Here is a 15,793-nt window from a genome sequence, read left to right as displayed (position 1 = left end):
TCTCTTCTGCCAGTAGCCGTTCAATGATCTTTACTTTTTCTATCGGATCAATTTTGCTTTTCCTAGACATAGAAATACCCCCAAGTAGGTTTTATATTTCATTGTCCTACTTGGGGGTAGCATATCACCATAAAATAAAGGGAAAAAGGAGGTTTTTATGTAATGCGTTATGGTTATGTACGGGTATCAACTAAAGATCAGAATATTGCCCGTCAAATGTCCGCACTTACAGATAGCGGGATAGAAAAGAAATATATTTATATTGACAAGGAATCCGGCAAAGATTTCAATCGAAAAAACTATCGGAGATTATTGAAGAAGCTGAAAGCAGAGGACGAGGTTTATGTTAAATCAATAGACCGTCTGGGGCGGGATTATGATGAAATTATCAAACAGTGGCAAGTTATTACTAAAGAAAAGGAAGCCCATATCATCGTACTGGATTTTCCGCTTTTGGATACCAGAAAGCAGGAACAGGGCTTGACCGGAAAGTTTATAGCAGATCTGGTTTTGCAGATACTGTCTTATGTGGCGCAGGTAGAGCGGGAGAACATTCATCAAAGGCAACTGGAAGGCATCCGGGAAGCGAAAAAAAGAGGTGTTGCTTTTGGAAGGCCAAGAAAAGAAGTTTCAAAAGAATTTGATTCTGTTGCGAAGGAGTGGCAAAGGGGAAAACTCAGTCTCCGGGAAGGAGCAAGGCTTCTGAATACGAATCACATGACGTTTGAGCGGTGGCTGAAACAGAACGGATACAAGTAAAAACTGCCGTTATTGTTGGCGAAAACGGAAAAATAGGTAGACTTAATGTTACACGTCAAAACTGTACTTTTCATGGTTAGAAAGCACAGTTTCCCATTTAAAGACACTCCTGTACTTATACACATAAATTTAACAGTTCTGTCACGAAAAGTCTACTTTAATAGACAGGGAGATATTTTCTTTGGGGGAGTCAATTTTGATAGAAGGAACGAATGAGAAAGCTGGTTTACTGGACTATCTGAGTGCGAAGATGAACTGCGCTTACATATCGGAGTTGAGATTTCTTCCTCATGAGGAGAGGAAAGGTCTGATACGAGAGATCTATAGTATTCCCTCGAGAGCCTTTTCTTTATGGGAGTGGAATGATGCTCTGGAGTATTTGGTGAATGAAGGAGCGAGGCCAAGCGCAGAAGAGGCAAAATCCGAGTTGCTAAGGATGTTGGAGAGATTCCGATAGACACATTGGTTGTGATGGGAGTCATCCTAATTCAGCAAGGACCGGACATCAGAAGTTCTGGCTTTAGAATTTTTCAGAAGGGAGGAAAATCAAAATGACGATATCTTTAATAAAGATTCGTTGCAGACGCTCTATACAGAAAGCTAAAAAGTTTTAATAATAACGGAGGAAGGGGAAATTTAGTTATGAAAAGAAATGCTAAAGGGCAGAGAGTATTTGCTTGGATAATGGCCTTACTCCTGACAATGGGAACCATCAGTCAGAATGTGACGGTTGCCTTCGCTCAGGAAACCACCTCAGAACAGCAGGAGACAGTGGCTTCAACTGAAACATCGGAGGCGGAATCATCGGAGACATCAGCTTCAGAATCGGCGGCGGTTGCGACTGAAACATCGGAAACGGCCTCAACAGAGGTAACTACTCCGGCAGAGACGCAGGCAGCGGCCGAGATGTCGGAAGCAGGCCAGACAGAAGCGTCAGCTGCAGCTATTAAGATCACATTCCTAATCGGAGAAGGAGAAGGGGTTCTTTCAGATACAGAATTGACTCTCTCTGAAAGTGATGAAGTGAAACCGGTCAAGGCGACACCGGCTGAGGGATATGTGTTCTCAGGATGGACAAAAACCGGAGATGAAACCTTCAGCGAGGAAAAGGAGAAGTTTACTCCTGTAAAAGAAAATGCCGAGTATGTTGCACACTTTACCACTGCTGAGACAGACACTGAAAAAACCTATAATGTACAGCCGATTGAAGGAAGTGAGAATGCAAACGGTGTCACGGTATCTGTAAAGGCTCCGGAAGGATCCTTCCCGGAGGGAACAACTCTTGAGATTCTTCCAATTGACCAGAGCAAAGCGGAAGCCTTGGTCTCTGATATGGATGCCGCTGAGGCAGTTGCCTTTGATATCACGTTCAGGGATGCGGATGGAAATAAGGTACAGCCCCAGAATGGGAAAACAGTCAGTGTTACATTTTCCGTCAGCGGAAGTTCTGACCTTACCGCTCATGGTGAAGCGGCGGGGGAACTTCAGATCATACATGTCGGCGAAAATGGGAAAGAGAAACTCGCAAGCGCAGCCGCGCCTGAAAATGGAAGCAGTGCGCAGATCAATGTAAACGCGGGCAGCTTCTCCCCTTTTGTTGCTGTGCTGAGAGCACCGAGCGGGGATGGAGGAACACCACAGATCGTCGATGCAACCATTACTGATTTTAGAATTGAGAGACCGCAGGGCACAGAGGTTGATCACCTTAATAGAAATGATTCGTTTTATCTTGCAATGGACTGGAAAGTCCGTGATGAGAATGCGATTTTGCACGAAGGGGATTATTTTGATATTGTTCTTCCGGACAACATGCGGTTTCCTCCGGGTTATGCGCAGCCAGACTTTGATCTTTTAGATGAGGACGGAGATGTGATCGCACACGCGCATGTAACTCCGGGTTCACCGGACAGCAGTGGTGGAACCATACGTGTGACGTTCAACGATGCGATCAATGATAACTACAATGTACACGGAACAATCTATCTGGGTGCATTGTTTAACAAACAGGAAACAGTAGACAATGAAGTAAATACTTTTGAAGTATCTGTGAATGGAGAGACAGAAACCACTCAATTGACAGTGGATAAGGTTGGCCTGTCACCAGATTATGTTATCGGGAAATGGGGAGAAAGAGTAACTGAAGGTGGCCAGATTACAAACAAAGTAAAATGGTACGCTACAATTAATTACCGGAAATCTGATATGAAAAACTGCATCATCTCTGATTCACTTAGCGGAGATACTACTTATTTGCAGGACACCTTCAGATTAAGAAAAGTTGTGTACAATGATGAGGGCAGCGTCACGAGCTATGGAGACGATGTAGATCTTACAGGAAAACTCAGTTTTGGCGGCGACAACAAATCATTTACAATCAATCTTGGAAACGCAGGTACGGACCAGTACCGTTTGACCTATGAAACGACATACACGCCCGGAACAGAGATTAGGAACAATTTGAGACTTCAATTTGACGGCGAGGATAAAGCAACCAGCACTAAATTCCAAAGCTCCGATGCAGGCGGAACGGTAGGTGGCGATATCGCAAATAAAATCAGAATTATCAAGGTTGATGCAGATAATACTGAGGTTCCTCTTGCTGGAGCAGTATTTGAAATAACCAGGCCGGATGGAACCACCTTTGATCTTGGCCCGACAGGCGCTGACGGAACAGTTACCTCTGGTGTACTGACACAGGGGACATACAAAGCGAGAGAAAAGATTGCTCCCGTCGGCTATGAGCTTAACGGGGAGGAATTCACACTGGAAGTCACCGCTGCAGGCGCTTCTATCAAAGTACCTGACAAAAAGGTTACGTTGGATATTGTTGTGAATAAAGTCTGGGATGACCACAACAATCAGGATGGAAAACGCCCGAGTAATGTGACCGTTCAGCTTCAGCGCAATGGAGAGCCCTATGGTGATCCGGTACAGCTTTCGGAGGATAACAACTGGAAAAAGGAATTTACAAGTCTGCCGAAATACGCAGATGATGGAACGGAGTATGCCTACACTGTATCGGAAACATCGGTGGATGGATATACGCCGGATGTGACAGGCAGTGTGGTAGCCGGATTTACTATTAAAAACACGCATGTGCCGGAAACGATCAACATCAGCGGGTCAAAAACGTGGAATGATACGGACAACCAGGATGGATTCAGGCCGACGCAGATTACAATTCGGCTGTCTGATGGAGAAAATGAGCAGGCGAAGACGGTAACGGCCGCTGACAACTGGGAATGGAGTTTTAGTGACCTGCCTAAATACAAGGATGGCACTGAAATAACTTATACGATTACAGAAGATGGAGTTCCGGGGTATACCAGCGCGGTAGACGGATATAATGTGACCAACACCCACACGCCGGAAACCATCAACGTCCAAGGTTCAAAGACCTGGGAGGATAAAGATAACCAGGATGGTATCAGACCGGATACTATCACGATCCGCCTGCTTGCAAACGGTACAGAGAAAGATTCAGTGGATGTTAATGCAGATGACGGCTGGTCGTGGGAGTTCAAAGATCTTCCGAAGTATGAGAATGGAACAGAGATTCTGTACACCATTACAGAGGATGTTATTGAAGATTATACACCGGAAGTAAATGGTTATGATGTTATGAATACCCATACGCCGGGCAAGACCAGTGTAACTGTAACAAAGTCATGGAACGATAATGACGACCAGGATGGTATCAGGCCGGAAAAAATAATCATTCATCTTCTGGCAGACGGGGAGGATACCGGAAAGACGCTGGAACTGAGCGCGGAAAACAGTTGGACAGGTTCCTTCGCGGATCTGGATGAGAAGAAAAATGGTCAGAAGATCGTTTATACTGTCTCAGAAGAAAAGGTGACTGGCTATGATGAGCCTGCTGTGTCCGGTGATGCGGTGACAGGTTTTGTTGTAACCAATGTACATAAGCCTGAAACGGTCGAACTGTCAGGGAAGAAGATCTGGGATGATGCCAATAATCAGGACGGCGTAAGGCCGGAAACGATTACCATTCGACTTCTTGCAGATGGCGTTGAAAAAGATCGGAAGGAAGTTACAGAAAGCGATCATTGGAGCTGGAAGTTCAGCGATCTGCCGAAATACAGGGGAGGAGTTGAAATAAAGTACACGATAACTGAAGATGCTGTTGCGGAATATACGTCTGACATCGAAGGTTACGACGTGACCAATAAGCATACACCGGGAAAGACGAGTGTAACCGTTACAAAGGTCTGGGATGATAAAGATGATCAGGACGGAGTAAGAGCGGACAGCGTTACCATTCATCTTCTGGCAGATGGTGTGGATACCGGTAAAACGCTGGTTCTGAATGCTTCGAACGACTGGACAGGTTCTTTTACAGATCTGGATGAGAAACATAATGGTAAAGCGATTGTGTACACGGTGGAAGAAGAGGAGGTTTCGGGCTATACAGTAACCATAACCGGAAATCAGACGAAGGGGTTTACTGTTACAAATGTGCATACGCCCAAGAAACCGGGCAAGCCTGACAAACCGAGTAAACCGGACAAGCCTGACACATCCAGGAAACCGGGAACCAGTCCGAAAACAGGAGATGAATCAAACCTGATGTTGTGGTTCTCCATCATGGCAGTAGCGCTTCTTTTCCTGGTACTCGATCTGCTCTATTTAAGAAAGAGAAGAAAACTGGGTAGATAAAAAGAATTAACAATCAGCGAAAAGCGACAGGCGTGCATCCCAAAATGTGCGCCTGTCATTTTATCAATACTCTTTGAGCCGTCGTTTGTATTAAAGGACGGTATATATTTGATGCTTCCGAGCCGGTGAGACTGAGGCTTTTTGGAGCAGTGAGCTTGTTCCTCATTTCCAAACGGATTGGCTTTATCATCAGAGAAAGAATCGGGGGATGAGATTTATGACATCCAAATCCAGAATCCTTTTTTTACTGCGATATCTTTATGAGAATACCGATGATGAACATAGTATCAGCACGAATGATCTGATTACCGTTCTGTCTGACAATGGTTTTTCAGTCAGGCGGAAGACTGTCCGAGATGATGTTGAGATGCTTTGTGACGCCGGATATGAGATTCTTGTGGACAGGGAGGGTAAGACCAATGTCTATCACTTTGGAAGCCGAACGTTTGAACTGCCGGAACTGAAGATGCTGGTGGATGCAGTGTCATCATCCCGATTTATTAATGCGAAGAAGTCGGATGCGTTGATTAAGAAACTGACATCCCTGACAAGCAAATATGAGGCAAAAGAACTGACGGCCAGGATATTCACAGCGGAGCGTATCAAGGCGGATAACGGGAAAATATTTCTGATCACGGATTTGGTCAGCAGGGCCATTGAACAGGGGAAAAAGGTATCATTCCAATATTATGATTATCTTCCCACGATGAAAAAAATCCTGCGGAATAACGGCGAGAGATACGTCCTCAGTCCGTATGCCTTGATTTGGAGCGAAGATCGTTATTATCTGGTGGGATACTCCGATAAGCGTAAAACTTTGACGCCATTTCGTGTAGACCGTATGACGCTTCCGAAGATTCTGGAAGAAGATGCCGTGGAAAATGCAGCGTTTAATCCGGCGGATTTTGCAAATAAAGTTATCCAGATGTTTTCCGGGACAGAACAAATGGTGACACTGCGCTGCAAAAACAATGCTATGCGGAGTGTGATTGATAAATTTGGCGATCATATCCAGGTAAACATCATGGATGATGAGCATTTTACGGCACAGGTGCAGGTACAGACCAGCCAGACATTTTATGGATGGGTATTTACCTTTGCCGGAGAGATTGAAATTATGGAACCGGAAAGTGTACAGAAAGAATATCTGGCGATGGCGAGAAAGGTGATAGGACAGGAGTAACCTGCCTGCGTCTGCCAATAGATACATTTTTAAAAGCATCAACGTGGTCAAAAAAACAGCCATGTTGATGCTTTTGCCATATTTGCGCTTGTATCTTATCTCTGTTCTGTTATAATTTTTATCGTGAACAGATCGTTCAAGTTAGGAGGCAGACATGAGATCAAAGAGCAAAGAGCGGATGAAAGAGATCCGGCAGTATGCGGAACAATTTTGTATCTCTCATCTGCGAACCCCATCTACCGGGGAGATTGCGCAGGCGCTTAGAATCAGCAAGGCAACTGTGCATAATTACCTGAAGGCGATGGACGGGCAGGGAATGCTTTCCTATCAGGGTGGCAAACTCCGTACTCGCGTGACGCAGCAAGTCAGTATGGAGCAGGTAGGTATCCCTATCGCCGGTGCAATTCCCTGTGGATCGCCGGAAGAGGAGGTGGAAAACATCGAAGAATACATTGCCTTTCCGAGAGCGGTGGTCGGTGACGGGGAATTCTTCATTCTCCGCGCAAGCGGTGATTCGATGACAGATGCGGGCATAGACAGCGGTGATCTTGTCGTTGTCCGGAAGCAGCTGGAAGCGTCTCCGGGACAGATCGTGGCTGCATTGGTAGACGGAGGCAGTACACTGAAGCGTCTCGGATATGACGAGGATGCAGAACGAGTGGTGCTTTATCCGGAAAACCGGGAGAGGAACTATCCTCCAATCAAAGGACACAGCATCAGTATACAGGGGGTGGCTATTCGTGTTATGAAAGAACTTATCTAGCATCACTTAGGAGAAGAAAGAGCAGACAGACCGTACTCTAAAAGAGTAACTGGTGCTGACGAAGGCAGTTTGCAGCAACTGACCGGGTGCAGCCGGAGCCGATAAAACAGGCTTTGCCAGAACAATCAAAATCCGACAGCCGTACGGTTTTAGTGCTTACGGAATGGCTGACGGAAACTCATCAACGGTTTTCTTTCCCTTATCCGTTTGAGTGATAATACAACCTTTATCATTTGGAGGATTGATTGATGAGCGGAACTAATATGTCAGGTTATTGTGTGACCTGCCTTCGATGTGGAAAGATCCATCAGAAGGGATATGCAGCAGATGCAATATTTATCTGCCCGAAGTGTGGATATGAGAATTATGTGTTTTTAAGATACGGCGTTCAGATTGAAATGCCAGCAGATCTTATACATAATGAGCAGTTTTTAACAAGAGTCAGAAAATTTGCTGTCAGCCTGGAGCGGCTCGCAGGAGCAGAACAGGAGGACATATTTCAAGAGGAGATGGTCTAAAGAGAGCTGTTCATGTCAGTACCTTTCCAACAAAATAGAATGAGGCTGGCTATGAATCCATCGTACCGGGCATGAATCCGGAAGGTTGGCATAGACAGGCAAGAGTTTGTCAACGAGACTGTATTTGACAAGAATCATCAAGAGTCCGGCAAAACGTAACACAGACCCGTAAAAAGGGCTGAAAGAGATGAAAGTGCGTTTGTACCTGCACATGAGTATATGCAGGTGCAGGTAGATTTCCGTCTGTTCCAGTAGTCCGCAAAACGGTGATCTGTACACGTTTTGCCGGACTCTTTTTTTGTTTTGGGAAAAACCCTAAAACTTTTTCGAGAAATCCTTCTCTGGGTACTTGCATTACGACCCTTTCAGATTGGGATAAGTGAGAGGAGGATTTTCCGATGAAAGAGAAGGACTTTGACAGAACGATGTTGCCTTACGATGCGATGGGTGATTACAGCAGCCTGTTCGCCAGTTTGGAAGAAACAAAGGAGGAGCCGTCAAGCGTGGAATCGGATTGTCATAAGATTGCCATGGCTGAGGCGTAAGAAAGAAAAAAGCCTGCTGTATTAGGATGCAGGATCAGGAAGTGCAGAAAACCTGTCAGGTTCTGGATTCCCGTTAAAAAAAACGGGTGAGTCCGGAGCCTGTTTATGCTGCGCTCACAAAAAATGCAGAAAGGTCATGTCTCTGACTACCCGTAAGGCCGAAAGGCAGAAAGGTGGCAGACAATGACATTACAGGAATTATTGGAAAACATTCCGGCAGCAGAGAAGGGTAAGAGAGTTCCATCCGTTGTGAAGCTGGCAAAGGAGAGTGTCCCGTTTGTAACGGATACGATAGATGCGGATACGAGCGTGACTGTTTATAGCAATGGCTATGTGCTTTATCAGAAAAATCAGTGGGTGACAGTGTTTCCGCTCCATGGCTGTACAGACTATGTGTATAAAGACCCTAATGTGAAGAGCTTCATTCCCTTTGAAGAGTTCATGGATCAGCCCTGGCAGGTACGTGTGCTGATGGAAGGGTATGACCGGATGGAACACAACTGTGAGCGGCGCAAGGAAGGCAGAGCTGTCTCCATTGACATTGATAACAATGAGGCCGGACATATTGAGCTTTCTGATATGGGAGCCGGGGATGCGCTTCGTATTCTTGTAGAGCGTGAGTCAAAAAGGGAGGAGGAAGAATTGCTCCATGAGAATCTTGAACGCCTGACCAAGCGGCAGAGGGAAGTGTTGATTCTTTGTGCAGGGGAAGGGAAGACCTCTCTGGAAGCAGCAAAGTTACTAGGTATCAGCCGACAGGCTGTCTCAGAGAATCTCAGAAAATCGCTGCGCCATATGCGTAAGATTTACGGTGTGGATGAAAAATGTGGAGGGCGGAACTGCTTTTGCCGGATCTGAAAGAAGGCCGATAATTAGATAAAAAATGACAGACCGTCGATGGTGTATGAAGCAGCACTGTCGTCGGTCTTTTTACGTTCCGGGATCATTTTCTGTCCTTCCGATTTATTTTTCCGGGAGTTCCTTGCAATCCGGGTGCTGCGGATTGGGAAAAGTGAAGGGGCAGACCACATGGGAAGGAGGGGTGCAGCCATGAAGATTTAGGCATATTGGGCATCAGCCCGCCAGTTGAGAAGGAAACAGCAAATCTATTGTAAAGAAAGGATGAAGAACACATGCAGAAAAGGAAATGGTTCAAAAAAGCTGTGTCAGGAATGTTGACAGCGGTGACATTGCTCACATCTGTCATTGCGCCGCTCCCGGCGGTAGCGGCAGAAATTTCTCCGGAGGAGAAGCTGGCAGCATACGTATCTACGCTGCCGCAGATGGATGGAGTGGCAGAGCAGTTGGATGCCAGGGAGATGATATCAGCAGAAGCATACGAAGTAGAGTTTGGTGCAGATGTTAACTTGAAAACAGATTTTACCGGAATCATCTATGATAAGAATAAGGTAAAGGTAAATTTTTACAAAGCTGTGAATGAAGAAGGACAGGATTTCTCAACTTCCCATGCCGACACTTACAAGGCAACCTATTATGCGGAGCCTGTAAGTGGTAATCCGGCATACCGCTTTTACCGATCCGTGATCGTGAAGGAGCCGGTGGTGGAAGAGAAGCAGACGGAGAAAGATGGAGGCTCCAATGACGGGCAGGCAGGGACAGAATCAGAAAGCGAGGATGCGGAGGCAGATGCAGACTCGTCTGAGGAAACGATGCATGAAACAGTGGCCATGTTGGAATCGGAAAGCATTGCTGAGTCTCTTCCCGAAGCAACAATAGAAGAAGCAGAAACCGCAGGATTGCAGGATTCAGAGAAAACAGCTTCTGAGACAGAAGGAAGTGAAGCGGGATCAATGGCAGAAGCAGAGTCGGAAACCGAAGAATCGGAAGTGACGGGAGCGGAGCCTACAGAGGAAGTTCTTTCGGAGTCTGAACTGGATGCTGCACTGAAAGCTGCAGAAGGACAGGAAACGTATGATTGGGAGTCCGGTCTGACCGTCTCCGGTGTTTTGTCCTGGGCGACGAAAGAAGAGGGAATTGACCTTGCTGGGATGGAGAGCGGCAGCAGTGTATCTTTCCAAATGCCGAAGATGAAAGCGGCGAGAGCAGCAGCAAAAACCCAGACCGTTGATATTACCAAAGGGACTGCCTGTTATTATTCAGATTACGGTCTGGGGTCATATCTCACCTATCCCTATACCGTCTCCTTTGGCGATGTAAAGGCGACAGCATATTGTGTCCAGCCTTCAAGAGGCGCTCCCGGAGATGGCAAATTCACAATTACCAAGCTCAAGGACAGCAAAGCACTTGCTAAGGTATGCTATTACGGAACAAAGGCCAGTGGAGATGAAGGGTTCTTTGCTGAGAAGCACCCGGATTTTTCTGCCGGAAAGAGATTTGTGATTACCCATATTGCAGCTGCTTATGCGAATGGAAGCAGTGACGCTTTTTCCGGTACGAATGATACCGGTAAGAAGCTGGCAATGGAGCTGTATAACTATTGTCAGGATATGCCCGATATCCCCGATGTCGGTATGCAGTTTTCTGACGAGGATGTGGTGGCTTATAAAGATGGAAACAGCCAGAGGACAAAGGAGATCACCTTTAAGGCGGATGAACTGCAGAGCATTACCATGAAGCTGCCGAATGGCGTGATATTCCATAACGTGACCACGGGAAAGAATAGTAAAGCCGGTGCAGATGTGGAAGTGACAGGCGGAACGAAGTTCTATCTGTCTGCGCCTCTAACACAGGTCAATGATGCGGGCGCAAGCTGGTCTGCGACCATGAAAGGCAGTGTGACGAAGGACTATTCCGCTTATAAGATCACGACCGGAAGTGACACTCAGGATCTGGCGCTGGTGTTCGGTGAAGCAATCGGTGCTGAAAAATACGTGGATTTCAAAGTGACCTGGCTGGCGCTTGCCAATATCAATATCACAAAGACGGATTCTGTCAGCGGTAAAAACCTGTCTGGAGCAGTATTTGGAGTCTATTCCGATAAATCCTGTACCAACCTGATCACTAAAATGCCGGCAACGGATAAGAACGGTTTCTCTACGGTGGAGATTGTTGTCACGCAGGATACCGTGTATCTGAAAGAGATTACGGCACCGAAGGGCTATGTTTACAGCGTGACTGCACGCGGCGTGAAGGTAGTAGCCGGAAAGGATTCCAGCCTGACTGTCCCCAATAAGGAGATCATGGGCAGCATTTCTGTCCATAAAGAGGGCGAGGTGCTGACCGGGGCAAAAACATTTGATAACGGCGTGACTTTCCAGTATGAGAAGAAGCGTCTGGAAGGAGCATCCTATAAAGTGACTGCCGGAGCAGATATCGTGGCTGCAGACGGCACACTTGTTTACCAGAAGGGCGCTGTTGTATCTGAAAAACTGACCACTAATAAGGATGGTACAGTTACCCTAAATAATCTGCATCTCGGAACCTACGTCGTGACGGAAACAGGCGCACCAAAGAATTATATCAATAAGGGCGAATCAAAAAAGATCACCCTGACAGAAATCGATCCGACACAGGAAGTCGTGCTGGGAGAAGTGACTTTTGTAAATGACCGTCAGAAAGTATCCACCGTGATCAGTAAGGTGGACGATATGACAAAAAATCCTCTTTCAGGCGGTATCTACGGACTGTATGCCGGGGAAGCCATCAAAAATGTGAACGGGGACGTGATCGTGGCAAAGGATGTCCTGATCCAGAGGGCGACAACCGGAGCGGACGGTAAAGCGGCATTTGCCGCAGATCTTCCCCTGAATGTCAGCTACTATGTGAAGGAGCTGCAGGCGCCGAAGAAATATGTTCGCAATGAAACGGATGTGTTCACTTTCACGGCAAACTACACTCAAGAGACGGAAGCCGTGATTGAGTTCACCTATACTTTTAAGAATGAACGTGTCAATGCCCGGATTGATCTGATGAAGGTGGATGCGGAAACCGGGGCAAAGACACAGGGGGATGCTTCGTTAGAGGGAGCTGCCTATGGCCTTTACGCAAGGGAAGATATTGTCCATCCGGATGGGAAAACAGGCGTGGTCTACAAGAAAGATTTCCAGATCGCCACTCTGACCACGGATCAGTCGGGAAAGGCATTTATCGAGAACCTGTATCTTGGCAAATACTATATCAAGGAGCTGGTTGCTTCCGAGGGTTACCTTCTGGATATCAAGGAATATGATCTTGACTGCGCTGACGAGGGAGATCTGGTAAAGACTGTCAAAAAGACAGTTACCTCTAAGGAGCAGGTAATCAAGCAGCCATTTCAGGTGATCAAGGCTGCGAACAACGGTAAGACCGATGCTGACCTTTTAAGCGGAGTTGGCTTTACAGCCTACCTGATCAGTTCCCTTAAGGTCAATGCCGATGGCAGCTATGATTTTGCCAAGGCAGAACCTGTGGTGATTGCAGAGGATGGCAAGACAGAGATGTTCACCGATGGACGTGGACATGCACAGTCGATTGCCCTGCCCTATGGCAGGTATATTGTTCGCGAAACGACCGCACCGCACAACTTTACGCCAGTGGATGATTTTATCGTGACAATTACAGAAAATCACCCGACCACACCGCAGGTATGGAGAGTGCTGCTGGATGATGAGTTTGAGGCGAAGCTGAAAATCGTGAAGAAGGATGATGAGACAAAGAAATCCATTTTACTGCCGTATACGGAGTTTAAGGTCTATGACATGGATCATGATGAGTATGTGGAGCAGGTGACAACCTATCCGGAAACAACCGTGCATAAATCTTATTTCACGGATGCGAACGGTTATCTGACCTTGCCGAACAATCTGCACCCTGGACATTACCGCATTGAAGAAGTGAACGCGCCGGAAGGCTATACCCTGAATGCAAATAGCGTGGAAGTTCTGGTGGATTCCAATACGGCTTATCAGCTGGACAGTGTTTCCGGCGATGCTATTATCACGGTGGAAGTGGAGAACCATCCGGTTAAGGGTAAGCTAACCATCATCAAACAGGGTGAGATCCTGAAAGGGCATGACAAAGATTTCTCCTATGAAGAGCAAAACCTTGCAGGGGCAGAGTTTACTGTCTATGCGGCAGAGGATATTTATACCCCTGATCATCAGAAGGATGCTGACGGAAACCGTGTTGTGATCTTTGCGCAGGACGCTCCGGTCGCAAGTGCAGTGACCAATGACAAGGGCGAGGCAATCGTCTCTGATCTGCCTCTTGGTGCATATTATGTGAAGGAAGTGAAAGCTCCCTATGGGTTTGTGCTCAATACGCAGCCGCAGGCCGTGAAGTTTGCCTATCTGGATCAGGACACCCCGGTGATCGAGCAGAGTGTAACCTTTGAGAATGAGCGCCAGAAGGTGAGTATCTCCGTGGAGAAGCAGGATGCAGAAAACGGAAATAAGATTGCAGGCGCAACCTTTGGCCTTTATGCCAAAGAGGCTATCATGGCCGGAGATGAGGTGCTTGTGAAAGCCGGCACGTTGTTGGAAGAAGCGGTGTCCGGTGAGGATGGCAGTGCTGTCTTTACCCTTGATCTGCCGTTGGGACTGTACTATGTGAAGGAAACCAAGGCGCCTGCCGGATTTGTATCCTCTGATGAAGTGCTGGAGTATGATGCTTCCTATCAGGGACAGGATGTTCCGGTAGTGAAGCTCTCAGCTGTCAAGAAAAACGAGCCTACGATATTTGAATTTACCAAATCAGATGTTACTACGGGTGTTGAGCTGGATGGCGCTGCACTGACCGTAATGGATAAGAAAGGTGACGTGATCGATACATGGACTTCCGTGAAGGGAGAGCCGCATGTGATCAGGCATCTGACTGCGGGAGAAAGCTATGTGCTGCGTGAGGAATTTGCTCCGTATGGATATATCAAGGCAACGGATGTAAGTTTTACGGTAGAGGATACCGCTGAGGTACAGAAGGTGGAAATGAAGGACGAAGTGCCGACGGCTCTGCTGATCGTAAACAAGAAGGGTGAGTTCCTGGATAAAGTTTCCCTGATCGACAACGCAAAGGGTGTGGTGGAGCATCTTTTCGAGTATATCACCGGGAATCTGACGAAAGTAACCTTTGAAGTGTACGCTGCGGAGGATATCCATGCGGCAGACGGTATGAGTGATGATTATTTCAAGAAGGATGATCTGGTTGGCACGATTACCACGGATGATAAGGGGATTGCCAAACTGGGTGATCTGCCGCTGGGCAAATACTATGTGAAGGAAGTCGGCACAGCATACGGATACGTATTGGATGATGAACCTCGCGTTGTGGATCTGTCTTACCGTGACCAGGATACTCCTGTGGTGGTCTGCGATGAAAACTGGCAGAACAATCGCCAGACAGTAGCAGTCCGCGTGCTGAAAGTCGGGAAAGAGACGAAGGAACCTCTGCAGGGCGGCATCTTCGGGCTGTTCACATCGGAAGATATTAAGTCCGCTACCGGTAAAACTTTGATCGAGAAAGATACCATCATTGAACTGAAGACTACGGATGCGCAGGGACAGGTCAGCTTTACTGCAGACCTTCCTGTGGACGGGAAATACTACGTGCAGGAGCAGTATGCTCCGGCTGGCTATGTGACCACCAATGAGAAGAAAGAGTTTACTTTCTCTTATGATGGCGCAGATCAGGAGGAAGTCGTCTATGATTTTACTTTTGAGAACGAGCCTACCACCTATGAATTTTCCAAGACGGATATTACGACCGGTGAAGAAATTCCGGGAGCACATCTGGAAGTCCGTGATGCGGATGGCAACCTCGTGGATGAGTGGGTATCTGAGAAGAAGCCGCACATGATCCGGAAACTGGAAGTTGGCAAGGAATATTCCATGATCGAAACAAAGCCTGCAGACGGGTATGTGACCGCTGAAACCATCGCATTTACCATCGAGAATACATCGAAAATCGTTCCCGTTGAAATGAAGGATGATGTGACAAAGGTGGAGATCAGTAAGATGGACATAACCAGCAGGAAAGAACTGCCCGGAGCGAAGCTGACCATTCTGGATAAGGATGGCAAGGTTGTGGAGAGCTGGGTATCCGAGGAGAAACCGCACTATATCGAGAGACTTTCGATTGGCGACTATACGCTCCGTGAGGAGACTGCCCCGGATGGATATCTGAAAGCGGAGGATGTGAAATTCTCCGTAAAGGATATAGCGGAAATTCAGAGGGTGGAGATGAAGGATACCCCAGACACACCTGGTACACCGGATACGCCGCAGGAGACACCAGGCAAGCCGGATACGCCGAAAACAGGCGATGAGAGCAGACCGCTTCTGTGGGCTGGCCTTGCGGCTCTGGCCCTGTTTGGGTTGATTGGCAGCCTGATTGCCATGAGGAAAAATAAGAAATATAGATAAGCTCTGTAAGCACAGGTTTATCTGCCCCTACA

Annotated in this window: 7 protein-coding genes; all 7 read left to right on the top strand. The window is 47.1% G+C overall.

Translation table 11 applies throughout. The annotated features are described in order from the left end of the window. The first annotated feature begins 162 nt into the window (after positions 1-162). The gene (locus tag FYJ35_RS02120; RefSeq protein WP_154522412.1) at positions 163-759 is read left to right on the top strand and encodes a recombinase family protein; all 597 of its coding nucleotides are present in this window, start codon (positions 163-165) and stop codon (positions 757-759) included. A gap of 642 nt (positions 760-1,401) precedes the next feature. Further along, a complete protein-coding gene (locus tag FYJ35_RS02115; RefSeq protein WP_154522409.1) occupies positions 1,402-5,436 on the top strand; it encodes a Cna B-type domain-containing protein in 4,035 nt (1,344 codons plus the stop codon). A 208-nt stretch (positions 5,437-5,644) separates the two neighbouring features. Continuing rightward, positions 5,645-6,619 carry a helix-turn-helix transcriptional regulator gene (locus FYJ35_RS02110; protein ID WP_154522406.1) on the top strand — a complete coding sequence of 325 codons (975 nt, stop codon included), beginning with the start codon at positions 5,645-5,647 and terminating at the stop codon, positions 6,617-6,619. A 154-nt stretch (positions 6,620-6,773) separates the two neighbouring features. Next, positions 6,774-7,382 carry a transcriptional repressor LexA gene (gene lexA / locus FYJ35_RS02105; protein WP_154522403.1) on the top strand — a complete coding sequence of 203 codons (609 nt, stop codon included), beginning with the start codon at positions 6,774-6,776 and terminating at the stop codon, positions 7,380-7,382. Positions 7,383-8,298: 916 nt separating this feature from the next. Next, complete coding sequence (locus FYJ35_RS02100) at positions 8,299-8,445, top strand: hypothetical protein (RefSeq protein WP_154522400.1); 147 nt, start codon at positions 8,299-8,301, stop codon at positions 8,443-8,445. A 183-nt stretch (positions 8,446-8,628) separates the two neighbouring features. Then, entirely contained in the window at positions 8,629-9,303 is a 675-nt protein-coding gene (locus FYJ35_RS02095; protein ID WP_154522397.1) for a sigma-70 family RNA polymerase sigma factor, read from the top strand. 275 nt (positions 9,304-9,578) lie between these two features. Next, on the top strand, positions 9,579-15,761 hold the full coding sequence (locus FYJ35_RS02090) for a SpaA isopeptide-forming pilin-related protein (protein WP_154522394.1): 6,183 nt from the start codon (positions 9,579-9,581) through the stop codon (positions 15,759-15,761). Positions 15,762-15,793: the final 32 nt, after the last annotated feature.

The sequence above is a fragment of the Porcincola intestinalis genome (assembly GCF_009696445.1).
In the GTDB taxonomy this organism is placed as follows: Bacteria; Bacillota; Clostridia; order Lachnospirales; family Lachnospiraceae; genus Porcincola; species Porcincola intestinalis.
This window is presented reverse-complemented; position numbering and strand designations above follow the sequence as displayed.

What these genes read in the sequence shown, in the direction of transcription:
- FYJ35_RS02090 (WP_154522394.1), top strand. Translation starts at nt 9,579, where the DNA reads ATGCAGAAAAGGAAATGGTTCAAAAAAGCTGTGTCAGGAATGTTGACA.
- FYJ35_RS02120 (WP_154522412.1), top strand. Translation starts at nt 163, where the DNA reads ATGCGTTATGGTTATGTACGGGTATCAACTAAAGATCAGAATATTGCC.
- FYJ35_RS02110 (WP_154522406.1), top strand. Translation starts at nt 5,645, where the DNA reads ATGAGATTTATGACATCCAAATCCAGAATCCTTTTTTTACTGCGATAT.
- FYJ35_RS02115 (WP_154522409.1), top strand. Translation starts at nt 1,402, where the DNA reads ATGAAAAGAAATGCTAAAGGGCAGAGAGTATTTGCTTGGATAATGGCC.
- lexA (WP_154522403.1), top strand. Translation starts at nt 6,774, where the DNA reads ATGAGATCAAAGAGCAAAGAGCGGATGAAAGAGATCCGGCAGTATGCG.
- FYJ35_RS02100 (WP_154522400.1), top strand. Translation starts at nt 8,299, where the DNA reads ATGAAAGAGAAGGACTTTGACAGAACGATGTTGCCTTACGATGCGATG.
- FYJ35_RS02095 (WP_154522397.1), top strand. Translation starts at nt 8,629, where the DNA reads ATGACATTACAGGAATTATTGGAAAACATTCCGGCAGCAGAGAAGGGT.